The 24,172-nt window shown below is 32.8% G+C and carries 29 protein-coding genes; 27 read left to right on the top strand and 2 right to left on the bottom strand.

Going from position 1 to position 24,172, the window contains the following annotated elements; all coding sequences use genetic code 11:
* Positions 1 to 14 precede the first annotated feature (14 nt).
* From AC1B0Z_RS01485 to AC1B0Z_RS01385, 21 genes are all read left to right on the top strand, one after another.
* Positions 15 to 1,271, top strand: a complete 1,257-nt coding sequence (locus AC1B0Z_RS01485) for a hypothetical protein (protein WP_483793777.1) — start codon at positions 15 to 17, stop codon at positions 1,269 to 1,271.
* 274 nt (positions 1,272 to 1,545) lie between these two features.
* The gene (locus AC1B0Z_RS01480) at positions 1,546 to 2,700 is read left to right on the top strand and encodes a peroxiredoxin family protein (protein WP_483793775.1); all 1,155 of its coding nucleotides are present in this window, start codon (positions 1,546 to 1,548) and stop codon (positions 2,698 to 2,700) included.
* Positions 2,701 to 2,843: 143 nt separating this feature from the next.
* Positions 2,844 to 3,620, top strand: a complete 777-nt coding sequence (locus AC1B0Z_RS01475) for a hypothetical protein (protein ID WP_483793773.1) — start codon at positions 2,844 to 2,846, stop codon at positions 3,618 to 3,620.
* Positions 3,621 to 3,852: 232 nt separating this feature from the next.
* Complete coding sequence (locus AC1B0Z_RS01470) at positions 3,853 to 4,503, top strand: hypothetical protein (RefSeq protein ID WP_483793771.1); 651 nt, start codon at positions 3,853 to 3,855, stop codon at positions 4,501 to 4,503.
* A gap of 481 nt (positions 4,504 to 4,984) precedes the next feature.
* Positions 4,985 to 5,266, top strand: a complete 282-nt coding sequence (locus AC1B0Z_RS01465) for a hypothetical protein (protein WP_483793770.1) — start codon at positions 4,985 to 4,987, stop codon at positions 5,264 to 5,266.
* A 198-nt stretch (positions 5,267 to 5,464) separates the two neighbouring features.
* Positions 5,465 to 5,836, top strand: a complete 372-nt coding sequence (locus AC1B0Z_RS01460) for a transposase (RefSeq protein WP_483792995.1) — start codon at positions 5,465 to 5,467, stop codon at positions 5,834 to 5,836.
* A complete protein-coding gene (locus AC1B0Z_RS01455; protein ID WP_483795225.1) occupies positions 5,794 to 6,687 on the top strand; it encodes an IS3 family transposase in 894 nt (297 codons plus the stop codon). Before AC1B0Z_RS01460 ends, AC1B0Z_RS01455 begins: the two co-directional genes overlap by 43 nt.
* A gap of 51 nt (positions 6,688 to 6,738) precedes the next feature.
* Positions 6,739 to 7,260 carry a hypothetical protein gene (locus tag AC1B0Z_RS01450; RefSeq protein WP_483793768.1) on the top strand — a complete coding sequence of 174 codons (522 nt, stop codon included), beginning with the start codon at positions 6,739 to 6,741 and terminating at the stop codon, positions 7,258 to 7,260.
* A 150-nt stretch (positions 7,261 to 7,410) separates the two neighbouring features.
* Positions 7,411 to 7,995: a hypothetical protein gene (locus AC1B0Z_RS01445; RefSeq protein WP_186564013.1), complete on the top strand. Its 585-nt coding sequence runs from the start codon at positions 7,411 to 7,413 to the stop codon at positions 7,993 to 7,995.
* Positions 7,996 to 8,121: 126 nt separating this feature from the next.
* The gene (locus tag AC1B0Z_RS01440) at positions 8,122 to 9,294 is read left to right on the top strand and encodes a hypothetical protein (RefSeq protein ID WP_483793766.1); all 1,173 of its coding nucleotides are present in this window, start codon (positions 8,122 to 8,124) and stop codon (positions 9,292 to 9,294) included.
* Between the two features lie 166 nt (positions 9,295 to 9,460).
* Positions 9,461 to 10,318, top strand: coding sequence for a GIY-YIG nuclease family protein (locus AC1B0Z_RS01435; RefSeq protein ID WP_483793764.1), 858 nt, complete (start codon positions 9,461 to 9,463; stop codon positions 10,316 to 10,318).
* Between the two features lie 161 nt (positions 10,319 to 10,479).
* Entirely contained in the window at positions 10,480 to 11,466 is a 987-nt protein-coding gene (locus AC1B0Z_RS01430; RefSeq protein WP_483793762.1) for a hypothetical protein, read from the top strand.
* A 226-nt stretch (positions 11,467 to 11,692) separates the two neighbouring features.
* Positions 11,693 to 12,304 carry an LEM-3-like GIY-YIG domain-containing protein gene (locus AC1B0Z_RS01425; protein WP_483793760.1) on the top strand — a complete coding sequence of 204 codons (612 nt, stop codon included), beginning with the start codon at positions 11,693 to 11,695 and terminating at the stop codon, positions 12,302 to 12,304.
* Positions 12,276 to 12,569, top strand: a complete 294-nt coding sequence (locus tag AC1B0Z_RS01420) for a hypothetical protein (protein ID WP_483793759.1) — start codon at positions 12,276 to 12,278, stop codon at positions 12,567 to 12,569. Before AC1B0Z_RS01425 ends, AC1B0Z_RS01420 begins: the two co-directional genes overlap by 29 nt.
* 214 nt (positions 12,570 to 12,783) lie before the next feature.
* Positions 12,784 to 13,032 carry a type II toxin-antitoxin system ParD family antitoxin gene (locus tag AC1B0Z_RS01415; protein ID WP_055413791.1) on the top strand — a complete coding sequence of 83 codons (249 nt, stop codon included), beginning with the start codon at positions 12,784 to 12,786 and terminating at the stop codon, positions 13,030 to 13,032.
* Complete coding sequence (locus AC1B0Z_RS01410) at positions 13,025 to 13,324, top strand: type II toxin-antitoxin system RelE/ParE family toxin (protein ID WP_483793757.1); 300 nt, start codon at positions 13,025 to 13,027, stop codon at positions 13,322 to 13,324. Before AC1B0Z_RS01415 ends, AC1B0Z_RS01410 begins: the two co-directional genes overlap by 8 nt.
* 155 nt (positions 13,325 to 13,479) lie before the next feature.
* The gene (locus AC1B0Z_RS01405; RefSeq protein WP_483792098.1) at positions 13,480 to 13,995 is read left to right on the top strand and encodes a hypothetical protein; all 516 of its coding nucleotides are present in this window, start codon (positions 13,480 to 13,482) and stop codon (positions 13,993 to 13,995) included.
* 2 nt (positions 13,996 to 13,997) lie between these two features.
* Positions 13,998 to 14,369, top strand: coding sequence for a hypothetical protein (locus tag AC1B0Z_RS01400; protein WP_483792096.1), 372 nt, complete (start codon positions 13,998 to 14,000; stop codon positions 14,367 to 14,369).
* A gap of 163 nt (positions 14,370 to 14,532) precedes the next feature.
* Positions 14,533 to 15,228, top strand: a complete 696-nt coding sequence (locus AC1B0Z_RS01395) for a gamma-glutamylcyclotransferase family protein (protein WP_483793755.1) — start codon at positions 14,533 to 14,535, stop codon at positions 15,226 to 15,228.
* Between the two features lie 144 nt (positions 15,229 to 15,372).
* Positions 15,373 to 15,696: a hypothetical protein gene (locus AC1B0Z_RS01390; protein WP_483793753.1), complete on the top strand. Its 324-nt coding sequence runs from the start codon at positions 15,373 to 15,375 to the stop codon at positions 15,694 to 15,696.
* A 179-nt stretch (positions 15,697 to 15,875) separates the two neighbouring features.
* Entirely contained in the window at positions 15,876 to 16,430 is a 555-nt protein-coding gene (locus tag AC1B0Z_RS01385; RefSeq protein WP_483793751.1) for an SRPBCC family protein, read from the top strand.
* Positions 16,431 to 16,547: 117 nt separating this feature from the next.
* Here the strand turns inward: AC1B0Z_RS01385 and AC1B0Z_RS01380 are convergent, their stop codons facing one another.
* Positions 16,548 to 18,107 carry an IS1182 family transposase gene (locus AC1B0Z_RS01380; RefSeq protein ID WP_483793750.1) on the bottom strand — a complete coding sequence of 520 codons (1,560 nt, stop codon included), beginning with the start codon at positions 18,105 to 18,107 and terminating at the stop codon, positions 16,548 to 16,550.
* Positions 18,108 to 18,331: 224 nt separating this feature from the next.
* Between AC1B0Z_RS01380 and AC1B0Z_RS01375 the strand changes: the two genes are divergently transcribed.
* The 6 genes from AC1B0Z_RS01375 to AC1B0Z_RS01350 all read left to right on the top strand — a co-directional run bounded on the left by AC1B0Z_RS01375 (position 18,332) and on the right by AC1B0Z_RS01350 (position 23,168).
* Entirely contained in the window at positions 18,332 to 18,703 is a 372-nt protein-coding gene (locus tag AC1B0Z_RS01375) for a transposase (RefSeq protein WP_483792995.1), read from the top strand.
* The gene (locus AC1B0Z_RS01370) at positions 18,661 to 19,554 is read left to right on the top strand and encodes an IS3 family transposase (RefSeq protein ID WP_483795225.1); all 894 of its coding nucleotides are present in this window, start codon (positions 18,661 to 18,663) and stop codon (positions 19,552 to 19,554) included. The genes AC1B0Z_RS01375 and AC1B0Z_RS01370 overlap by 43 nt, the downstream gene beginning before the upstream one ends.
* Before the next feature lie 115 nt (positions 19,555 to 19,669).
* Positions 19,670 to 20,014: a PadR family transcriptional regulator gene (locus tag AC1B0Z_RS01365; protein ID WP_483793748.1), complete on the top strand. Its 345-nt coding sequence runs from the start codon at positions 19,670 to 19,672 to the stop codon at positions 20,012 to 20,014.
* A complete protein-coding gene (locus AC1B0Z_RS01360; RefSeq protein ID WP_483793746.1) occupies positions 19,987 to 20,679 on the top strand; it encodes a hypothetical protein in 693 nt (230 codons plus the stop codon). Before AC1B0Z_RS01365 ends, AC1B0Z_RS01360 begins: the two co-directional genes overlap by 28 nt.
* Positions 20,680 to 20,996: 317 nt before the next feature.
* Positions 20,997 to 21,380 carry a hypothetical protein gene (locus tag AC1B0Z_RS01355; protein ID WP_483793745.1) on the top strand — a complete coding sequence of 128 codons (384 nt, stop codon included), beginning with the start codon at positions 20,997 to 20,999 and terminating at the stop codon, positions 21,378 to 21,380.
* A gap of 120 nt (positions 21,381 to 21,500) precedes the next feature.
* A complete protein-coding gene (locus tag AC1B0Z_RS01350; protein WP_483793744.1) occupies positions 21,501 to 23,168 on the top strand; it encodes a formate--tetrahydrofolate ligase in 1,668 nt (555 codons plus the stop codon).
* Here AC1B0Z_RS01350 and AC1B0Z_RS01345 read toward each other — a convergent pair.
* Entirely contained in the window at positions 23,165 to 24,112 is a 948-nt protein-coding gene (locus AC1B0Z_RS01345) for an NAD(P)H-dependent flavin oxidoreductase (protein ID WP_483793743.1), read from the bottom strand. The genes AC1B0Z_RS01350 and AC1B0Z_RS01345 overlap by 4 nt on opposite strands.
* Positions 24,113 to 24,172 lie beyond the last annotated feature (60 nt).

The following is a 24,172-nucleotide window of genomic DNA, read 5'->3' as shown; positions in this document are numbered from 1 at the left end:
CTTTTGCTAATTCAATGAAAAACTTTCCTCATCAATTTAATGACTTAAACAAAATATTTAATGCTTTGTTGGCTGTTAAACAGCTTATTGATGAAGAAATAGCTCTGAAAGATGAAAATTTCGGAGAGCTTTTGACAAGAAATCAAATTTATACTTATCGCGATAAAACTCTTTCGATTGACGAGTTTCTTGCATTGGAGGAACAAAAGCCAAAATCGAATAGAGGTTATTTAACGGTTGCAAGAGATATCAGACGATTATTTGAACTTCTTGGTTTTTTAACCGTTTTTGACGATAAATCTGGAATCTTAAGTTCACAAGCTATACAATTACTTGCTTCACCAAATGAGGAAGTTAAAAAGGAATTATGGAAAAATTCCTTTTTACAGTTAGGTTTGGAAGGTACTGATGGAGAAATAAGTCATCCATACAGAATCCTGTTGAAACTTGTAAGAGAAAAACCTGGAATTGAAACAAAAAAACTGATGCTTGCCCTTGAGTCCGAAAATGACTCATTAGAGGAGTACGAGAGAATTGTAGACTTGTCCGAACTATCGTTGAATGAAATTCTTGAAGCAACAGGTACTTCCGAATCAATGGCGAAAAATGCCGTTAAAATACTGCCTGGTATAGCTGAACAATTAGGCGATATTGAACGCAGAGGCAACTTTGCGTTTCCAGTTGGTAATATTGTCGTAACAGAGGATGAAATAACAACCGAAATACCTACTGGAGCAACAAATCGAGACGGAGTTCCATATTCCCAATATAGAAATGTAACATCTGACACAATTGCTGTTGACCCAGTTTTTAATACAAGTTCATCAGTTACGATTGACTATACCGAATCTATAAGAATAAGACAGGAAAGATTAGCTGAACACCAAAATATTGTTAGACAGCTTGGTCTGTTTTGTGAGCAAAAAGGATTTGACCTTTACGAAGGAAAATTTGATTGTTTATCGACAATGGAAGAAACGGCTTTGGTTTTTGAAATTAAAACTATCTTGAATTCAATGTCAGACCAAGAAAAACAGACTATTAAAGGAGTTGGACAGCTTAAATATTATAAGTTTTCAATTGTCAACAGACAAATGGAATATGAGGACATAAAAGAATTTTTAGTTTATTCTCAAAAACCAGAAGTTAGTTTAATAGAATTTTGTTCTGCTGAAAACATTAATGTTGTTTGGTTAGAAGATGGAGTATTTAAAATGATTGATGTCGATACAAATGATGATGTTGACTTTGAACCATTAAATTTTGTTTAAAAAGCCCACGCTAAAAGCCATACACATTTGCAATTCGCTCAAGCCAACACACAAGCCCGAAATTGCAAAAGAGTATGTCTTTGCCAACGCTTATAGACAAATGGAATGAAAAAAGCACGAAAACACAACATTGTATAAAAATAATAGCGGTTTAATCGCTTAAACGAAATGAAATTTATAAATCGAAAACAGTAACAAACAGAAAAGTAAGTGCATAAAAATCCGCTACTATTCTTATACGTTACCGTTAGCGGTAACTATAAAACGATTCATTATGACAAAAACATTAACATTTATAAGTTGCATCTTCTTTCTTGTTTCTTTTAAAGAAATAAATGTAAATGAACTGATTAATTCAACCGTTGATAAAATTGAAGAGTATAAAACTATAAATCATTTTTCTGACCAAAAGTGGGGAAACATTGGAGATATTACCGATTTTAAACCGTTAAAAGGTCATTGTAAATTTAAATTAGTCAAATCGGATACTGCAATTGGAGCAAATTACTCACTAAAAGCAGAAAATGGGATTGCAGATAATTATAATAGTTCAGCACTTTCAAGGATAAATTATAACGATAGCACTTTTACAATTACCGTCCTTATAAAATTCCCAAAAGAAAAGAGGTATATTGATTCTAAGATGCTCTACAGTTATTCTGTTGTGGATATCTACAATCTTATGAAAGAGAAAGAAGACACTATAGTACAAGGAGAAAAATGCCACAGAATATTATTAAACCCTGGAAACCCTGAGAAAGATGAATATTTTATGAAACACACAATTACACCTAATAAAAAACCACATCTTCCAGTGCATTTTTTTTCAGTTGCCAAAACTCCTTATGGCAAACAAATTCATCAAAATACCCTTTCGGATTATAAACTGAATACCCCTTTAATTGAAGATGAATTATTTTCTGATTATGGAGTGCCAGAAAATTTTAAAACTATTCAATATACTCCTTCAAAATATTTAAAAAAAGAACCTATTCTTAAAGTAGGAATGCAAGCACCTGATTGGAACGCGCCTACCCTTGACAATCAAAATATCTCGCTATCAAACTTAAAAGGTAAAGTTAATTTACTTGTGTTTTCTGGAGTGCATTGTGGATTTTGTCGAGTTGCTGTTCCTATACTAATAAATATAAAAAACAGGTTTGAAGCTGAAAAATTTCAGATATATAGTTTTTATTCAGACACAAAAAAAGTAAAACTAAAGAAATACAAAGAAAGATATTCAATAAATTATACTCTCATATCTGACAGAAAACAAAAAGAGATTAGAAGGAATTATGGAGTTTCAGGCATACCACATTTTTTTCTAATAAATGAAACAGGGGAAATAACTAATATTTGGAAGGGCTATAATCTAAATATTGAAAAATTGATTACCAATGCAATTGAAAAACAACTAAATAGAAAATAGTATACCGCTAACACCGTATAAAAATAATGCGGTATTTAGTGCTTAATCAAAGGTTAGTACATTTTTGTTACGTCTGATTTTCCTGCGGAAAGTCCTCGCATACAAAACCGCACTATTCTTATACATAACCGTTGCCCACAATTATGACGAACATCGATAAAAAAGAAATATTAGTAAGTACAGTTAAAGCACTTTTTGGAGCTATACCATTTGGAGGAACAGCATTAAATGAATTATTTTTCGAATATAATGGGCAGTTAAAACAGAAAAGACTAAATAAGTTTGTCGAAATACTTTCCGATAATTTTACTGAAGAATCTGGTATAAAATTAGAAAATATAAAAACAGAGGATTTTAATGACTTGTTTGAATCAGTTTTGCGGAGAGTTGTCAGAACTAAATCCGAACTAAAATTACAAAGATTCAAAGATATTCTAATTAAACAATTAATAAGTCCGACAGAGCATTCAGAACTAAATGACCATTACCTTGAACTTATTAGTACTTTAACGGAAGAGGAAATTACTATTCTGTATAATCATAGGCATTTTACACTTGAGTATGAAGATAAGATTACCGAGCTGAATAGACATAAAAGTAATTTAGGTTCTTTAGAAAAGCAACTTAAAGAGGAAAGAATAGTAATTGGTCAATCCAAATTTCAAGAGCCTTATGAACGATTAACAATAACTTATAATAAATGCAAAGAATATATTGACTCTTTAGCAAAATTTAAAACGGCTGAATATTACGAACTGACTGAAAATGTTTTTATGTTTTATAAGCAAAGATTATTTTCAAAAGGTCTATTAATTGATGATAGGATGAAACGAATTGGAAATCTTCCATTTAGTCATATGGGAATAACTGAATTTGGAATTGAATTTATTGATTTTATAAAAAATAGTACGGAAAAATAACTGTGGGCAACACCGTATATAATTTATTGCTTGGTTCTTGCCTACTTACGAAAATCCTCGCGGATTTTCTATTCGGTTTTTATTTACTAAATTACGTGCTAAACCACGCAACAAACCATATACAAACACGTTCTACGCAATTTGAAACGAGCATTTGTCTAAACGAAAACGGGAGTTTACTCATTTTGACTTTTAATCAAATCTGGAATTGCTGAATTTTGGACAAAAACAAATGAACAGAAACTATTCGATTTTCATCCTTTTACTTTTTCTTTCGCTTGGACTTAACGGCCAACGATTAAAAACGGAAGAAATAAAAGACTTGTCCGAAAAGTATTTGAGAGAAGCTGTTGGAGAGGATATATTCCAATATTTCGAACCGACTGAAAATATATCTTATTACAAACTACCTGCGAATAGATTTGGATTTGAAAACTCAAAACTGCTCAAAAAAAACCGCCGAATTAGAAAAAATTGGACTTCAATATTAGTGTTTTGGCCTTTTAATTATCCAGAGGTTGACGGAATTCGTTCTGGTGTTTGGGTTAAAATCAATAAACAGCTTGAACTTTACGAACCAATTGAACTGAATTTCATTCCAAAATTTGTTTGGGAAAAGAGAGCTTGCGACTTTATAACAATAGAAGAGGCTACTGAAATTGGAAATCAAAATTTAACGAAAACTAAATTTGACCGAACAAAACCAAAATTGTCTTTCGACAATAAAAGAAACGAATACATCTATACGATAATCAATAAAGTAACGAGCGAAAAAGATATTTACGGAAAGGAACGCGGAATGACGGAAATACTTGAAATTAATGCTCTAACTGGAAAACCATACGAATTGAAACAAGGCTATCACGGAATAATAATAAGATAAAAAACTGCGTAGAACAATGTGTATAATTCATTGCTAGTTTTAGCCTACTTACGAAAGTCCTCGCGGACTTTCTATCAGTGTTTTATTTGCTAACTTTAATGCCTAAACACGCAACGAAATCATACACTAGACCGTTGCCATTCATTGCGGAACGCACTCAAAACCTAAAAAATTATTAATGAGATATTTAAAAATAACCTTCGTTAGAATTGTATTAAGTTTTTTCGCTGGTAGTATGGCAAAGGAACTAATAATTGCTAATACAAATCGTGAATCTGTACCAGTAATTTTTACTATTATCTTTATGGGACTTTTTTATTACGGACTAACTCTTTATGTAAATAATAGGAGATAAATTTGAAAAGCAACTTTCGGGATTATAACTCAAACGGAATTTCAGCAAGTTTGTGAAATTGAAATCTGAATTAAAAAACAAAACTGACTGTGGAATATAGCAAATTGTGGAATTGAAAAATATAGCGTGAAAAAATTAGAGCAATATTATAAAGGAGATGATAGCTGGAATAACTACTCAAGTATTTTTGGAGAGGATTGGACTGATTCTGATTTTCAAAAAGAATTATTAGTTCTTGTCAACAATCAAATTGATTTAGCCAAAGTTATTTACTACCATAACACGGAATTTAGTGTGAAATGGTTGAATTCTAAAGTACCCGCTTTGGATGACTTAACACCTTTGGAATGTTTAAAAGACATTGAATTGACCAAAAGATTAAAGGTTTGTTTAATGAGAATTCAATAAATAATAAAACAACGAAATGGCAACAACGTGTATAATTAATTGCTTTGGCAAGTGCTTATTTGGAAAATTCCTTCGGAATTTTCTTGCGTTCGTTTTTGTTTACTAAATTAGTTGCTGTAACACGCAACTAACCATACACAAGACCGTTGTGCAACATTTTGACCCGTCCTGAATAAAGGCTACATAATTTCAAACATTATGTACAAAAATGACAAAGTGATCAGACGGTATTCAGAACCTTTTAAACTGAAAATTTTAGACGAACTTACAACCGGAAAACTAAACAAGTATCAACTAGGTAAAGCTTACGGTATTGCACCAACCACCATTAACGAATGGATAAAGAAGTATAATCGTAAAGACCTAATGAACACCAGAGTAACCGTGAAGACCAAAGACGAAATAACTCGCATCAAGCAGCTTCAAAAAGAGATTGAACAGCTTAAAAAACTTCTTTTGAAAAAGGATATGGACGCTCTTATAGATGACTCTTATCTCGAAGTAGCTGCAGAACAACTTGGATATAAATCAGTTCTAGAACTAAAAAAAAAGCTAAGTATCAAGCCTTAATCAAAGCTAGAGAAAAGTCAAAGGGATTTGTCTCTCTAACTACTATAGCTGCTTGTTTTGGACTTAAACGTGATGCATACTACAAATACAAACGTAGAGAAGACAGGCGTTTAGAGATAGAGAAAAAGGTTGTGGCTATAGTAAAGAACAGACGCAGATCCCTTCCTAGAGAAGGTGTCAGGAAACTTACCAAATCACTAGATGAAGAGTTTACAAATGCCAATTTGAAAATAGGCAGGGACACCTTGTTCAACATTCTTAGAAAACACAACATGCTTACACTTAGAAAGAAATACAGCTCAAGAACAACGAACTCTTTGCACAGGTTCTACAAGTATAAGAACATCATTAAAGATGTCGAAATAACTAGACCAAACCAAATCTGGGTAAGTGATATCACTTACATCAGAACCATAAAGGGATTTTGTTATCTAGCGCTAATTACAGATATGCACAGCCGTAAAATAGTAGGTTATGATATCAGCAATAGCCTAGAGCTTAAAGGTTGTGTGAGAGCTTTGAACAAGGCCTTGTATCAAGCTAAAAATATTAAACAACTTGTTCATCATTCCGATAGAGGAATACAATATTGCAGCAATGTTTACACACAAATTTTAAAGAGAAACAACATCGGTATTAGTATGACAGAAGAAAATCACTGCTACGAAAATGCAATGGCAGAACGTGTAAATGGCATCTTAAAAGACGAGTTTTATCTCGACCACACCTTTGATAGCCTACAACACGCAAAGAGAGCCACAAAAAATGCTATAAATCTGTACAATGAAATAAGATTACATTTATCTTTAGACTATAAAACACCAAATATGGTATACAAATTAACAGCGTAAATCAATTATTAACCTGTAGCCATATTTCAGGACAAGACATTTGAGTAAACTATGGGCATTTTTGATTTTTTAAAGAAAAAAATAAAGACATCTGAAACAATTAATGAGGAAATTCCATCGTACAAAGAAATTACAGTTAATCTTCAGACAAAAACTTCTGCTGAAAAAGGAATTATAGAAAAATATTGGTTTGAGAATAAAAACATTGGAATAGATAAAACCTTAATACATAGAATTGAAATCCCCCTCAAACCCTTTGATTCTGGATTTGAATATGAAACTCAACCTTTAAAAACTACTTTAGTATTTGACTTTTTGAAATTGGATTTACAGAATCCGAATGAACTTGACGGAGTTTTAATTTCGAGCGATAAAGAATCAAATATTGACGCATCAGTCTATGTTGGAAGCGTGCACAACCCTTTTGATATAGACAGCTTGACCTTTAAAAAAGTGAAAGAAAACGAATATGAAGTGAAAGGAAATATCATGGTTGATTTTGAACATGAAATGCTTGCTAAAAATGAAACTTTTGAATTCAGCACAACACTTGAATTTAAACAAACTGAATAAAAAAAAACGTTGCACAACAATGGCTATAAGTAATTGCTTGGTTAGTTCTTACTCGGAAAATCCTGCGGATTTTCCTCTGGTTCGACAACTTTTGCTAAATTAGTGACTTAACCACGCAACTACTCATAGCCGAGACCGTTGGCAACAATAATGAACAATCAATACTTTCAAAATATTACCCTGATTGAATTTCTAAAATCTGAATTTCGGAATAAGAAATCATCCATTGGGATAGGAAATAAAATTGGTTCTCTTTTTAGTTTGTTTCCTTCTTCCTTATACAACTATCAAATAAAAAAATCTTGGAACGAACTCTATAATTCCATCGAAAAGAAATTATTGAATTTCTACCCCGAATTAAATTGCGAATGGAATGGTGAAAAACCAAGTATTTTAAAGCTTGTATTAAATCAGGACGTGGAAAGAATTGAATTTAAATTTGACAAGTGTCATATCGGAATTACACCAGATTCTATTTACTTTTTTCCATATGAAACGGCGGACTTGGACTCGCCTTTTTATAACACTTTAGAAAAGCCTTTTAGAATTGTATACAATCCAGAATTAAAGAAAGACAAATATTCAATAATAAATACTATATCGGACTTGAAATCTATTACGGAAACTGATAAACAAACTCGTTTGAACTTTCAATTAAAAGAATTGGAAGAAGAAACGGAATTAATAATTAACAAAAAATTACAGTTGCCAACATTGTATAAAAATAATGCTTAAGTTTAATCCTAAATCAAATCGTTAGTGCGTATTTGGTCACTCCGATTTTCCTGCGGAAAATCCTCGGACACAAAACCGCACTATTCTTATACGTAACCGTTGGGCATAATTAAGACCAAAATTCAAGTGAAAGAAATAAAACAAATAAACCTATTCATATCTTGTCCTGGAGATATTGTCGATGAAATTAATTCCATTGAAGTAATCGTAAAAGAAATCAATAAAACCTACGGTAAAATCGGGAATTTTGTAATTCAAATTGTTCATTGGAATGAAGATACTTATACGGAAATTGGAGAAGATGGTCAGGAGATAATTAATAATCAAATTGAATACGACATATTAGTTGGAATCTTATGGATGAAATTGGGTACACCTACGAAAAGAGACAAATCAGGAACAGTAGAAGAAATTAATAGAGCCATAAATAACCCAGATAAACAACAATTAATTTATTTCAAAACCGCAACGCCAACTAATTTAAATTCTATTAATACTTCTGATTTAAATGATGTTATGTTATTTAAAAAAGAGCTTACGAATAAACTCTTATACAAAGAATTTGAAAGCACAGAAAATTTTGAGACTTTGTTTCGATTAAATCTATCAAGTCTAATAAGAGACAAATTTATTGAAGAGCAAAAACCAATTCAAAGCTCAACAGATATAATAAAAGTTGAAAAAGATGATAAATATCAAAACATTGTTTCTTTAATTGATGAAATTGAGAACTCTACCAAAGGTAATTTTGAGGATTTAGACATCTTTGAAATGAATGAAAATGGATATGAGTGTTTTGAAAAAATCACTAGTAATTTAAATATAATGACAGGTTATCTGAATAAATTAACAGATAATTTAAACAAGGGAACTGAAAAAATTAATCAAGCAAATAACATCAAGGATACTAGATTAAAACTATCTAAAGCAAAAAAAGTTGTAAATCGACTTTCTAAAGAGCTAGATGAATTTAACGATGAAATAAATTCTGAGTTACCAGATTTTTCTGAAAATTTAAGAGAAGTAGGAAAGGCAACTTCTGATATACTGATGACTTTAAGGTCATATGGTCAAACTGAAGACAATGATGTTGAAGAAAATACTTTAGCATATCGAGACTCAATGGAAAGTGCAATGAATTCAACAGCCAATATGTTGAAAGAAGTAATGAAATGGCCACCGATAAACTTAAAATTTAATACTAGTAAAAGAAATACAGAGCTAACTCTAAAGGATTTAATGAAAGAGATAATGTTTGGCTTAAAATTAATCGACGAGGCTTTAGAAATTGAAAATTAAAAATAAATAACTATGCCCAACAATGGCTATAAGTAATCGCTTGTTCTCGCCTACTTTGGAAATTCCGCAGGAATTTCAAACTTAGTGTGTACTTGCAAAGTTTAGTGCTAACCCACGCAACTACTCATAGCCGAGACCGTTGGCGTGCATTTAAAAACAGAACTATATGAAAAAATTTGGAAAGACAATTAAGTTGTTTCTTATCGATGGAGAACCTAATGGAAGAATGACTTGTGAGCTTTCTAATTGGACAGGAAAAGCGTATAAAATCCCAAGAATAATGATTAAAGAATCTTATTCCCGAGAAGATTTACAAAGTCCTGGAATTTATCTATTATTCGGAGAAAACGAGGACGGAAAAGGACTAGTCTACATTGGAGAAGCTGAAACGATAATCGACAGACTAAAACAACACGTTGCTCAAAAAGAATTCTGGTCTGAAGTAATTCTATTCATAAGTAAAGACGAAAATCTAAATAAAGCACATATCAAATATTTAGAAAGTCGTTTATACGAAATAACTAAAAAAGTTAATCATTACGAATTAGAGAACAATACAGTTCCTGCAAAGTCATCAATATCGGAATCTGAAATTGCTGAAATGGAGGAATTTATTGAAAACATAAAATTACTTACAAATACTTTAGGTCATAGAGTTTTTGAAACACTAGTAAGTGCAGAAGCAAATAAGACGAAAAAAACGAATACTTTCTATATTAAAGCTGCAAGAGGAGCAAACGGATTTGGAATCCCAAGTTCAAAAGGATTTATAGTTTTCAAGAATAGTGAAGTAGCAACAAGTACAACTGATTCAATGCAGAAATCATTGATTAACATTAGAAAAAGATTAATTGAAAACCAAACAATAAAAAAATCGGAAAATGGACTTGTATTTGATAAAGACTATGAGTTTTCAAGTCCATCAACTGCTGCTGCAATTCTAATGGGAAGAAATGCAAATGGACTTAAGGAATGGAAATTGAAAAGTGGAAAAACTTTAAAAGAATACGAAACAACCGAATAATAAAAAACGACACGCCAACACCGTGTATAATTCATTGCTAGTACTCGCCTACTTACGAAAATCCTCACGGACTTTCTATCTGTGGTTTATTTGCTAACTTTAGTGTTTAAACACGCAACGAAATCATACACTAGACCGTTGTAAACAAGCTAAACCAACCTATGGGATTGACAGGACTGAGAGAAAGAATATTGAAAATGCGAGCTGAACAAGCTAAATCTATTCCATCTAAAGTATTCTTCAATCATTTTTTCTCAATTGTTTACTGCATAAATTGTGACGGAGATAGATTTGACCTAAAAAAAATCCCATATTACAACGATATTAGAATTAAAAATGGAGATTTTGATATCCAACAAGTGAGAAAGTTACTTTGGAACTCTTGGAGTACCGAATATGCCTATCGAATTGGAGAAAAAATAGATAACAACGATTATTATAAATTTTCTTTACATTGGAATTTCCCACAAGCTTATTACTCTGTTTATTTATCAATGACAGCATTTCACGAAACACAGGGAACAGCTAACGAACAACACGAAAAATCAATAAAACTTTTTGGTAATTCTGTTAAAGACAAACATTATCCAAGAGCAATTAGTTTTTACACTACTGGATTGAAAGATGAATTTAAATATTATGGATTACCCAACTTTAAAGGATTTCCAAAAGATAATAGTGTTTTAAGTAAAATAGATTGTTTAGAAGATGCAGAGTTACAATTAGCAACATTTTTAAAGACAACAAGAAAGAAAAATGCTGAGGACAAAAGAAAGCGCTTTGAAAAACAAAAAGACCGCAGATTTAAAACAGCCAAAGGAGAATTTAGAAAGTCATTTAAAAAAGAACATTGGGATATTATATACACAACAATTCCAACAACTTCAGTTTTTAATTTGCTATACAGATTGAGGATTAAGGCTAATTACAGAGATATTGAAAGTTTTATAAATGCTGATATTGATTTTAAAAGTTTCCATACAAGTTTAGGGGAACTGATTTATTATTTGAATTTTGTCCACGAAGCATACATAGTAAAAGCAATCGGGATAAAGGAGTATGAAAAAATATTAAACGGATTTCCCAACCATTTGAATAAGGATACAGCGATAAAAAGATTTGAAGAAAACATAAAACCTTTGGGATAAAGCCAGTTTACAACAACGTGTATAGCTCATTGCTGGTCAGTTGCTTGACCGAAATTAAGGCATATTTGGAAAGTCGCCAAATTTTTAAATTTGACGATTTCCAATAAGAAAAATAAATAGTAAAATTTAAAAATCTGGCTTGTGCTCAACCGAAAAATAATCGCTAATTTACACGCAACGAGCCATACACCAGACCGTTAGCAGCAACCTAAAGAAACCTTATCGATTGAAAGAAAATACAGCCGAATATTACGTTTACGTTTATATTGACCCAAGAAATTTTGAGGAATTCTATTATGGAAAAGGAAAAGGGAATAGAAAGGACGCACATCTGAAAGACAATTCAGATTCTGAAAAATCAAAACGAATAAAAGCAATTTTTAAAGCCGGTTTAAGTCCTATAATAAAAGTAATTGCAAAAGAGCTGACAGAAAGAGAGGCTTTCCTCATAGAAAAAACCTTAATCTGGAAATTAGGAAAAAATCTGACCAATCAATCGTCTGGTCATTTTGCCGAAAAGTTTCGACCTCACGACACTTTGCACTTAAATTTAGCTCATTTCGACTTTAAAAACGGATTATACTATGTAAATGTTGGAGAGGGAAAACATAGGAATTGGGTAGATTGTAGAAAATATGGTTTTCTAACAGCTGGACAACACAGAAAGTATAGTGACCCAATCCGAACCTTAGTGAAAGGAGATATTATTGCTGCTTACTTGAAAGGATTTGGCTATGTCGGAATTGGACGTGTGAAAAAACAAGCAGTACGTGTAAATGATTTTAAAATCGGAGGAAAATTTTGGACGTGTGAAAAAACAAGCAGTACGTGTAAATGATTTTAAAATCGGAGGAAAATTATTGAACACATTGGAGTTAAACGCTCTTGGATATTACAATAATTGTGATAATGAAAATTCGGAATTTCCAGTACAAATAGAGTGGATAAAAAGTGTTGACAGAAAAAATGCGAAATGGAAATCTAAAAGCGGACTTTTTTCATCACAATTAATCAAGGCTTCGTTGCAAGGACAGCCGAAAACGATAGAGTTTTTAGAAAAAGAATTTGAACTAAATTTTAACGAAATAATGTTAGCGGAATAGAAAAAAGGCAGCTGCTAACAATGTGTATAATTCATTGCTGGTAATAGCCTACTTACGAAAGTCCTCGCGGACTTTCTATCTGTGATTTATTTGCTAACTTTAGTGCTTAAACACGCAACGAAATCATACACTAACCGTTGGGCGTAATTTAAGAGCCGTATCCGAAATTTGAATATTTACCAAAATTTGGTATATTTGAATAAATCAAAACGGAATGAAAAACACATCTATATCATTAGGGAATTATTTTGACCAGTTTGTACAAACACAAGTTTCTGCTGGACGATACAAAAATGTGAGTGAGGTAATCAGAGCTGGACTTCGCCTTTTGGAAAACGAAGAAAGCAAAGTAATTGCATTGCGGAATGCTATTCAAGAAGGAATTGATAGCGGAATTGCCCACGATTTCGACCCGAAAAAAAATCTTGAGGAATTAAAAGCCAAACGCAAAAAGAATGGCTAAATATGAATTGACCAACAAGGCTGTTGTGGACTTGAATGGAATATGGGAATATACACTAGAAAATTGGTCTGAAAATCAAGCTGACAGATATTATGACATGTTACTCGATATTTGCCAAGACATAGCTGACAATCCAGAATTAGGAAAAAACTACGACGGAATAAAATCTGAACTGTTTGGACTTAAAGCAAATCGACACGTTATATTTTATAGAAAGTTTAAGGTCAAGCCAATTGAGATTACGAGAATTTTGCACGAACGAATGGACTTGAAAAAAAGAATAACCGAATAAAAAACTACGCCCAACACTGTGTATAATTCATTGCTAGTAAAGGTTTACTTACGAAAATTCCGGCGAAATTTTCTATCCGTGATTATTTGCTAACTTTAAGGCTTAAACACGCAACGAAATCATACACTTTACCGTTGTGCATAATTTGAGAAAATATGGGATTTGAAATAATAGGAGCTTTAGTTTCAGCAGTTATCGGATTACTCTTTGGAGTTTTTCGCCCTTTGTTAGACAAAATAATTTATCCAAAAGCTGAAAAATATTATCTAGAAAATCCAGAAAGCAAATGGTCAAAGTTTCTTGAACAAATTTTCATTTTCAATAAAGATAAAAACAAACCTTTCAAAGAGAGGTTATCTGAATCTTTAGACACTCTCAAAAATGCAACCGAAGAAATTGATGGAGTAATTGAAGAAATTTCAAAAATCAGTAAAGAAAAACAACAAACGATAGAAAAACTAGAAACTACTTTGTCAGATTTAGAAACTAGAGAGAATGATTTAAAAGAGAAAATCTCTACAATGGAAAAAGTTCCAGTTGAATCATTAAAGCATTTCGAAGAAATTTTAAACAAAGGAAATAAAAGAAGTGCTACTAGAGATTATGTGATTTTTGTTTCAGGTATTATTTTAACAACCATAATAGCAATTTTGCTGAACAAATTTATGTAGATATGACAAACAAAAAACTTGAAGGTTGGGGCTTAATTTTAATTCTTGTTTCTTTTGGTTGGCAATTCCTCGAAGTAAACTTGACTGAATTATCTAATGAGGTGGATAAATATCAACTTCACGAAAAAGTTGACGATTTATATATGATTATCGCAGATGTATATTCTCATAGCGAGTTCAATAATAGTCAAGTAAGAAGTTCTGTTGACTTTGAAACTATAAATAAAAATTGGAAATATTGGAATGGATTAAAAATTGAAAAAGAGAGTTTAGTTGGACAGCTAAAATGGACTTTCTATTTAAAGTCGCTTCTTTTTATAATAGGTAGTATCTTTTTGATTATTCCAAAATTCAGACCTTCAAAAGAACAATAAAAACTATGCACAACAATGGCTATAAGTAATTGCTTGTTCTCGCCTACTTCTGAAAATCCTCGCGGATTTTCAGTTTGGTGTGTACTTGCAAAGTTAAGTGCAAAACCACGCAACTACTCATAGCCGAGACCGTTAGCCTGCATTAAAACCAACACATAAAAAAATGAAATTAAATCAAGCATACGTTCTATTAATACTCATAACAGTTTTGTTTGGATGTAATAAAAATTTAGAAAAACAAATTATCAATATTGAAAAAGGTAAAATTGGAATGGTAGGTTATGGCTCTTTAATGTCAAAAAAAAGTATGGAAAGAACCCTAAAGAGAACCTATCAAGATTCTGTTTATCTCGTTCATCTTGAAGGCTACCAAAGGTCTTGGAATGCCTCTAGATCAGTAAAAAATCCTGAAAAAGATTTATTCTATGCACGAGATAAAGATACCATTCAAATACATAATACTATAGCATTGAATATAATAGAATCAGATAACGAAAAGATAAATTGTGTATTGTTCTTCATCACACCAGAAGAATTAGCTCAATTTGACATACGTGAAAAAGGTTATAACAGAATAGACGTAACTGATAAAATAAATGAATATGAGTTTATAGGAGGAGAAGTATACGTCTACAAAGCAGATAAGGAGCATACTTATAGTTATAATCTAAAAGAAAATACCGTTTTACCAAAAGGATATTTTGAATTAGTAACAAAGGCTTGTGACAGCATCGGTGTTGAATTTAGACAAGAATTTGAATCATCAACAAAACACCTAGATAAAGTTACTGTATTACCATATAGTGCTGTTTTTTGGGTAGAAAAAGAAAAAACGCAGGCTAACACCGTGTATAATTAATTGCTTGGTCACTGCCGACTTACGAACATTCCTGCGGAATATTCTATCTGTGATTTATTTGCTAAATTAGGTGCTTAACCACGCAACTAACCATACACAATTCCGTTGTGCAACATATCTGAACTGAATATCGAACGATAAATTTTGAAAAGTCAAAGAAAAACAATTTACCAAGTATTACTAATGATGATTTTCATCTTGATTGGATTATCAATATTGACTGTTGTTTTAGGTATCCTGTCAATGGGAGACAACGTGAATGATAAACAGGTTGAATTTAATGGAATTATAAATAGCGTTGTCGGATTTCCAATCGGACAATTTAAAGACGGATTCCCACTGTTGCAGAACAATACTGAATTTTGGAAAATCAATAATCTGATTTTACTCTTTTTAAACACTTTGATTCAAGCATCAGGAATTGTTTTCATTGGAAAATACGTAAAAAGGAAAAGAGTAAACAAATAAAATACGTTGCACAACACCGTATAAAAAAAATTGCTAGTTTTAGCTAAACCAAAGTTAGTTGCTCGTTTGCTAGCTTCTGATTTTCCTTCGGAAAATCCTCGCACACAAACACGCAACTTTCCTTATACATAAACGTTGCCCACAATTTGAGAAAACGAGATAATGAAAAATATAGTCAAATGAAAAAAATACTAATCCTTCTCTTTTCAGTCTTTCTGACCTCAATTACTTTCGGACAAGAGAAAAGAGTTGTATCGAAAATTGATTCAACAAAAACACCTGAATTAGTTCTAATCCAAGAACTAACTATAAAAGCACCAATAGATTCTATTTGGAATGCTTACACTACAAAAAAAGGTTGGGAAAATTGGGCTGTACCACTTGCGGAGGTTGACCTGAAAGTTGGTGGATATATAAAAACGAATTATAACGAACAAGGTAAAATTGGAGATAGCACTACAATTGTTACTCACATCATAAATTACGTACCAAAAAGACTTCTGACTTTACAAGCGGAAATAACCGATAATTTCCCTGAATTTATGAAAGATGATGCCAAGGATTTTTTCAATGTTATTTATTTTGACGAGTTAGAAAATGGACACACCAATATTAAATCATTCGGAATTGGATATAAAAATAATCCGAAATACTTGTCATTAATGAATTATTTCATTCCAGCCAATGAAAAAACCTTAATGAAACTAATCGATTACTTGGAAAAAAAGAACTGAAAATAAAAAACTGTGGGCAACAATGGTAACCGTTGCACAACCCCCTAACAAAACTCCGAATAATTTATAAGCCACTGATTTAAAGCCTGTTTTGATTTTGCGCGTTCTGATTTTTATCTAAAATACGGGTTGCTTAAAACCAATAATATAGCGTCTTATTTGGCGATTTATACTACTTACTAAAACACCTACAACTCCTGCTATACTTTTGGGGCTGGTTTTAATATATTTTAAATATTTCTTTAAATTATATGCTACTGCTGATAGGTGCATGCATTTGTTGGCCTGTTCTAATCCTAAAGTATTTACTTTTCGCATGCCTAAAAACTGAGTGAGCGTTCCAAAAACAGGCTCTACCGTGCTTTGCCGCTTGCCTTTCATATAACGCCCTTTTTTACTGTTCACCCGGGCTATGTTACGCTCGTATTCCGGTCGGTAATAGGTAATGGTGAACTTCTTCTCTTGTGCCGATTTTCCTAAGCACGCACTGCGCAGGGGGCAGTCTATGCAAACCTTCTTTGACGCTCGGTATTCCTTCTTTTTTGTGCTATTCTTCTTCTCATAAAATACCTTGGTAAATGGAATTATTTTTCCTTGTGGACAGATATAACAGTCTTCTTGTTCGTTATAAACAAAATCATCAGGACCACCTTTATATGTGCCATGTGGCGGAATGTAACTCTCAATATTTTGGCGTTCCAAAAACGCATAGTTCTCGCCGCTACTATAGCCCGTATCGGCTACACAGGTATCCATCTTCAAGCCAGATTGCCATAAACGCCTTTGAACCCTAATGACAATGTCCGATAATTGCTGACTGTCCTTACCGTCTGCATGGTACGCCTTAATATCGCTTATAACATGGTGTGCCGTATCTACAGTAAGTTGGCTTTGGTAATTTAGCTTTCTTGCTTTGCCTGGTTTTACACTGATTCTCGCATCGGGGTCGGTAGGGCTGTAATGCGTTTTGTTACTCGTGTAACGACTCCCTTTACTGCCCGATCCTGGACGATGGTTCTGTTCGGTGGACCATTTTTTGTTTCTACTGCGTAGCGCCTGTAGCTCTGATGAACTGGCTGATAGTGTTTGTTGTGATTGGGCTGCCTTGTTGGTCTTGGAGCGCCTGATGACAGCTTCTTTATCTCTATGACTAATGTGGCGCACCTGCAGTAAGTGGGAGGCCAAATCTTCTTCCGGTACTTTCAGCTCCAGACTGTCCATGGAAGCATTGGCCTTTACAGGGGCAGAATCTATAACCTGCGTATGACCGCTGACCATACCGCCTGAAACACAAAGCTTAAAAACATGTGCAAAGAGATGCTCAAAAACCGATGCTGGATAAAGTTGGCGGGTTCTACTTATAGTCGAGTGCCAAGGTAGTTCTTCATCGATATCATAGCCTAAAAAGTATAGGATATCTAATCGCATACTACAATGAGAAACTAGCTTGTGGTCGCTGATAATGTTCTCTAAATAGCCTACCAAACACAGTTTAAAAAACACCACCGGGTCCAAACTCTTTTGTCCACATCTACCATAATAAATCTCAGTCGCTTTGCGGAGAAAATCTAAATCTAAAATACCCGATAATCTGCGGTAAAAATTGTCTTTGGGAATCCGACTGCTCAACTGGAAAGTGTTGAACAGTTTTTCTTGATAAATCTTGTTGCCTTGCATATGTTAATATACGAAATTTCTGTATATTTAACAAGGCGTTGTGCAACAGGCACAATGTATAAAAACAATTGCGGTTTAGTGTTTAATCAAAGGGCGTTGCGTATTTGCTACGTCTGAATTTCCTTCGGAAATTCCTCGCACGCAAACCCGCAACTATTCTTATACGAGACCGTTGTGTGCAATACTGACCCGTCCTGAATAAAGGCTACATAATTTCAAACATTATGTACAAAAATGACAAAGTGATCAGACGGTATTCAGAACCTTTTAAACTGAAAATTTTAGACGAACTTACAACCGGAAAACTAAACAAGTATCAACTAGGTAAAGCTTACGGTATTGCACCAACCACCATTAACGAATGGATAAAGAAGTATAATCGTAAAGACCTAATGAACACCAGAGTAACCGTGAAGACCAAAGACGAAATAACTCGCATCAAGCAGCTTCAAAAAGAGATTGAACAGCTTAAAAAACTTCTTTTGAAAAAGGATATGGACGCTCTTATAGATGACTCTTATCTCGAAGTAGCTGCAGAACAACTTGGATATAAATCAGTTCTAGAACTAAAAAAAAAGCTAAGTATCAAGCCTTAATCAAAGCTAGAGAAAAGTCAAAGGGATTTGTCTCTCTAACTACTATAGCTGCTTGTTTTGGACTTAAACGTGATGCATACTACAAATACAAACGTAGAGAAGACAGGCGTTTAGAGATAGAGAAAAAGGTTGTGGCTATAGTAAAGAACAGACGCAGATCCCTTCCTAGAGAAGGTGTCAGGAAACTTACCAAATCACTAGATGAAGAGTTTACAAATGCCAATTTGAAAATAGGCAGGGACACCTTGTTCAACATTCTTAGAAAACACAACATGCTTACACTTAGAAAGAAATACAGCTCAAGAACAACGAACTCTTTGCACAGGTTCTACAAGTATAAGAACATCATTAAAGATGTCGAAATAACTAGACCAAACCAAATCTGGGTAAGTGATATCACTTACATCAGAACCATAAAGGGATTTTGTTATCTAGCGCTAATTACAGATATGCACAGCCGTAAAATAGTAGGTTATGATATCAGCAATAGCCTAGAGCTTAAAGGTTGTGTGAGAGCTTTGAACAAGGCCTTGTATCAAGCTAAAAATATTAAACAACTTGTTCATCATTCCGATAGAGGAATACAATATTGCAGCAATGTTTACACACAAATTTTAAAGAGAAACAACATCGGTATTAGTATGACAGAAGAAAATCACTGCTACGAAAATGCAATGGCAGAACGTGTAAATGGCATCTTAAAAGACGAGTTTTATCTCGACCACACCTTTGATAGCCTACAACACGCAAAGAGAGCCACAAAAAATGCTATAAATCTGTACAATGAAATAAGATTACATTTATCTTTAGACTATAAAACACCAAATATGGTATACAAATTAACAGCGTAAATCAATTATTAACCTGTAGCCATATTTCAGGACAAGACATACGAGAAAAAAATTCCGATTTTTATTTTTATACATCGAACTTCTATGTATATTTGTTTTCATAAAAGAATATTTTATGGAAAAAATATCAAAAGAACTAATTGGAGCTTCTTCAATACCAATTATCCTATCCATACTTTCTGAAAACGAATCTTATGGTTATGAAATAATTCAAAAAGTAAAAGCAATATCCAATGGAAAAATAGAATATGGAGATGGAACTTTATATCCTGTATTACACAAACTAGAAAAAAAGAAACTAATTGAATCCTATTGGAAAATTCCCGAATCTGGAAGAAAAAGAAAATACTACACAATTAGTAAAAAAGGGAAAAAAGAACTTGTATCACAAAAAGAAAATTGGGCAACTATCAATCAAATAATATCTAACTTATGGAAAATCGAACCAACTTTGACCTAAATAAAAACATCGAAATCTGGAAATCAGATCTATCGAAAAACTCGAAAATAACTCTTGACAATATAAACGAATTGGAAAGTCACTTAAGAGATGAAATAAATGAACTTCAACTACTTGGTTTGAGCATTAAAGAATCGTTATTAATAGCAAAAAACAGAATTGGAAAGACAGAAGATTTAAAGACTGAATTCGGAAAAGTTAATAAAGATTTCTATTTTAAAAATAAAATCATACCATATCTAAAAGGGATACTGTTCTTTCTTGCTTTTATTACTTTAACCGAGTTAATAACTGGGTTTTCAGTAATCATTGCGAATAAGTTTGGTTTTAGTGAAAACCTGAATTACATTTCTATTGGACTACTTACCATCTCAACTTTAATATTACTGATAATAAGTTACAAGAAATATAAAAACACAAGCTTAGATTTAAGAAAATTTACAAACATTCCGATTTTAGTAAGCGTAATTTTAGTCAGTAAGTTATTTACTTTTTTTACCTCTCTTTTTATGACTCGTTCAGGTTCAATTAAAATATCTGATTTCGCCAACTTACAAATGAATTTAAGTGTCTACAAGTTAATATTTGGACTTTTTATTTTAATCATTTCTTGTATTATGTTTTACTCATTGAAAAGGGAGAACAAGTTCAAAATTGCGGAATAAAGTACTGGCCACAACAAAGTAATTCGTATATATAATTGATGATCAGTTGCTTAAACAGAAGTTAAGGCATATTTGGAAAGTTGCCAAATTTTTAAATTTGACGATTTCCAATAAAACAGACCCTCCTGCCGGACGGGCAAATAAATATTAAAATTTAAAAATTTGGCTTGTAGCTCAACCGAAAAATAATATAGATAATTAAAACTCTAGGAATTAGACATCTTTTTTTGTCGCTTTAATCTACATTTTAATATCTTACCTTTCCTACTAAGTTAAAAAAACCGTATATTTACTTAAGTAACCAATGCTCTAATATTATGAGGAAACTAGTTTTCATACTATTTTCCATGTTCTCACTAAGTACTTACAGTCAAGACAAAGCTTGCTTAAATTTTAAAACAGGAAAATTTAAGTATGCGGATGCGTCTTATTCTGACTGGAATATCATAAGAACTACATCCAAACAAATTGAAACAAACAAAGCTACGGGACTAGTGATACATAATGATATAAAATGGACATCAACTTGTGAATTTACACTTACTTGTAGTAAAGTTTCTCAGCCTAAATACCAACATGCGGTTGGTAAAGTATTTAAAGTGGTTATTATTGAGACATCAAAACATGCCTATACCTGTATTTTGATACATAACGATATACAACCCAATAATATGCTATTTGAAATGGTGATGGTGGATTGATCCTTTTGTATCCTTAATATTTTGTTTATCTGCACTAAATTTATTTTTGGTTTTAGTCACATAATCCTATTAATTTCATACATTTAATTCATTACTAAACTTTCCTTTAATATTTAATGTATGACCGATATTGAAGTTGCCAAAACCGTTACATTAAAACACATTACAGATATTGCTGAAGCCTTTGGGATTGATAAAGATCTTATAGAAATGTATGGTAAACACAAAGCGAAATTACCTCTATATTGTATAGATAAAACCAAAGCCCAACAAAGTAATTTAATATTGGTTTCGGCTATTTCCCCTACTCCTGCAGGCGAAGGCAAGACCACCATGTCTATCGGTTTATCAGAAGGACTGAACCGGTTGCAGAAAAAAACAACAGTGGTATTGAGGGAGCCTTCTTTAGGTCCCGTATTTGGTATTAAAGGTGGTGCTACTGGTGGAGGTTATTCCCAAGTGTTACCAATGGAAGACATTAATCTGCATTTTACAGGAGATTTTGCTGCGATTGAAAAAGCACATAATTTATTGGCTGCAATTATAGATAACAATATTCAAAGTAAAACAAACTCTTTATATATAGATCCTAGAACGATTAGTTGGAAACGTGTAGTAGATTTGAATGATAGAGCGTTAAGACGTGTAATTGTTGGTTTAGGTGGCACAACGTCTGGCGTACCAAGAGAAACGGGTTTTGATATTACTGCTGCTTCAGAAATTATGGCTATTTTGTGTTTAGCTGAAACCCTAACGGATTTAAAAGAGCGTTTAGGAAAAATATTTATTGGTTATACTTTTGATAAGAAACCCATTTATGCTAGAGATTTAAAAGCCCAAGGCGCTATGACTGCGCTTTTAAAAGATGCTATAAAACCTAATTTAGTGCAAACTATAGAAGGAAACCCAGCCATTATTCATGGTGGCCCTTTTGCAAATATTGCTCAAGGTACAAATACGGTTATTGCAACATTGATGGGAATGTCGCACTCTGAGTATACAGTTACCGAGGCTGGCTTTGGTTTTGATTTGGGTGCAGAAAAATTCTTTGACATTAAATGCCAAAGTGCTGGATTAAAACCCAAAGCTGTAGTGCTAACCACAACTATTCGTGCTTTAAAATATCACGGCGGTGCAGACTTAAAATCACTTACTGAGCCTAATTTAGAGGCTCTTGAAAAAGGAATTCCGAATTTAGAAAAGCATCTGGAAAACATTGAAAAATTTAAGGTGTCGCCAGTTATTGCCTTAAATAAGTTTGCTACAGATACAGATGATGAAATTAAATTAATCCTAGATTTTGCAGCATCAAAAGGTATAAGAATTGCATTAGCTGATGTGTGGGGTAAAGGTGGTGAAGGTGCTATAAAGTTGGCACAACAAGTTATTGATATAGTAGAAAGTAATACTTCAAACTTTACATCTTTATACGATTGGAAATCGCCTGTTACTGAAAAAATAGCAACTATTGCTACAGAAATTTATGGTGCTGAACATGTTGATTATACAGCTAAAGCTAAAGCACATTTAAGAAAAATTGCAAATTTAGGCTTGGAGCATCTGCCAGTATGCATAGCCAAAACTCAGAAATCTTTGTCTGATAATCCTAAACTTTTAGGACGCCCTAAAGATTTTATTATTACTGTGAGAGAAATTGAAATTGCTGCAGGAGCTGGGTTTTTAATTCCGATTACTGGAGATATTATGCGCATGCCTGGGTTACCGGCTATTCCTGCTTCTGAAAACATAGATATTAATGAAGATGGAGAAATTATTGGATTATTTTAGTTTACCAATTTTTTAATAATGTCCTTAACTGGTAAAATAGCATCAGTATGTTCAATACTCGGGCCAGCAACCCATACTGTTTTGTAGGTTGCTTTTGTTGCGGCATTTTTTGTAGCATTCATTCCTATTGAAAAACGAACCATTTTAACCCACTTTTTAAGTTTTCTGTTCTTATTAAGTAGGTTTTCAATCCATGTGGATTTAGTTCCAATTTTTTGAACGTAAGGCGTATTTATTACCGTACATGGTGTACCAGAAATACGTTCTGTCATTACTATGTCTTCTGCTCCATAATCCACACAAGCCTGCTTATATTCATCAGTAACGTTCGCTTCTTCTGAAGCAATGAACGGACTCCCCACAGAGACTCCAGCTGCGCCATAACTAAGCATTTCATCAATATCTGCCTTACATCCTACGCCTCCAGCTGAAATAACTGGAATTTCACAATTTGCAGTTAATGTTTCTATCAATTCTTTAGGAGACAAATTACCACGGTGCCCGCCTGCTTCATTATTTACAGCAATAATTGCATCGGCACCCAAACCTTCAACCTTTTTAGCAAATTTTAAATCAGTAACATCACAAAAAACTTTAATACCAACTTTATGTGCTTGATTTATGGTTTCTTCGGGACTTCCCAAAGACGTTATTATAAAATCGCAACCTTCTTCGCAAATCACTTCTAATTGCCCTTTATATTTTACATTAGATTTATTGACTATCAGATTAAATCCAAAAGATCCGCCGTCAGGTTTTGCAGTTTTTAATTCTCGTAAAGCAACACGAAGTTCGTCCAAAGTTCTATAATTTAATGCTGGAATACACCCTGCAATTCCACCCTGCATTGCCGCTTTAACCATTGTAACGTTAGACACTAAAAACATTGGTGCTTGAATAATTGGGTGTTTAATTTGAAGTAAATCTGTCAATGCTGTAGCCATTTAAAAAATTTTATCAAATATAGTAAAATATTATGCGCGCATAGTATTTGATAATCAATC

The organism is Hyunsoonleella sp. J2K-J805 (assembly GCF_057167125.1).
Note: the sequence above shows the minus strand (reverse complement) of the source record. Positions and strands in the feature narration are given on the sequence as shown.